Origin of the sequence: Streptomyces sp. NPDC005706, assembly GCF_040631045.1 — a bacterium.
Taxonomy (GTDB): domain Bacteria; phylum Actinomycetota; class Actinomycetes; order Streptomycetales; family Streptomycetaceae; genus Streptomyces.
Window position 1 is genome coordinate 1 of record NZ_JBEXYS010000080.1, and the last position, 1066, is coordinate 1066.

1 protein-coding gene is annotated in these 1066 nt (G+C 68.0%); it reads left to right on the top strand.

All coding sequences use genetic code 11. The annotated features are described in order from the left end of the window. Positions 1-1066, top strand: a 1066-nt coding sequence (locus tag ABZ478_RS39295; protein ID WP_359557590.1) for an amino acid adenylation domain-containing protein, incomplete at both ends; no start/stop codon positions are given.

Consider the following 1066-nt stretch of genomic DNA (forward strand, 5'->3'; position numbering starts at 1 on the left):
ATCTACACGTCGGGATCCACCGGGGTTCCCAAGGGTGTGGTGGTCTCGCATCGGGGTGTGGCGAGTCTGGCGCACAGTCAGGCGGAGCGGCTCGGAGTGAATGCCGCGAGCCGGGTGCTGCAGTTCGCGTCGCCGAGCTTCGACGCGGCGGTGTGGGAGCTGGTGATGGCCTTCTCCAACGGCGCCACACTCGTCGTACCGGAGGACACGCATCTGGCCGGAGAGGTCCTGCAAGGAACGCTGGAAGGTCGGCGCATCACACACGTGACGCTGCCGCCGTCGGTCCTGAGCACGCTGCCCACGGGGGCGGAATCCTCGTTGCCGCTCCTGCAATCGGTGGTACTGGCGGGCGAAGCCGTCTCGCCCGAACTGGTGACGCGATGGTCGGCGACGGGCCGTCAGGTCGTCAACGCGTACGGTCCGACCGAATCGACTGTGTGCGTGTCGATGGGCGAAGGAACCACGGACGTGATGGTTCCCATCGGCCGTGCGGTTTCCAACTCGCGCGTCTATGTGCTGGATTCAGGCCTCGAACCGGTTCCGGTAGGTGTCGTCGGTGAACTCTACGCGTCGGGAGCGGGCCTGGCGCGAGGCTATGCGGGCCGTGCCGCCCTGACGGCGGAGCGTTTTGTCGCCTGTCCGTTCGCGGTGGGTGAGCGCATGTACCGCACCGGTGACCTGGTGCGCTGGCGCGGTGACGGGCAGCTGGAGTTCGTCGGGCGCGCCGACGAGCAGGTGAAGCTGCGCGGCTTCCGTATCGAGCCCGGCGAGGTGGAAGCGCTCCTGACCGCCGACGCGGGGGTCCGCCAAGCGGCTGTGGTGGTACGCGAGGACACACTCGGTGACCAGCGTCTGGTGGCCTATGTGGTGCCGGACCCGGCGGTGGCCGCAGCCGAGGATGCCCCGGCCGACGAGAACGCCCAGGTGGAGGAGTGGCGGGAGATCTACGACTCCGTTTACACCGGAGCCGGCGGGGCTGCTTTCGGTGAGGATTTCTCCGGGTGGGACAGTTCTTACACCGGTGAGCCGGTCCCGTTGGATGAGATGCGGGAGTGGCGGGATGCGG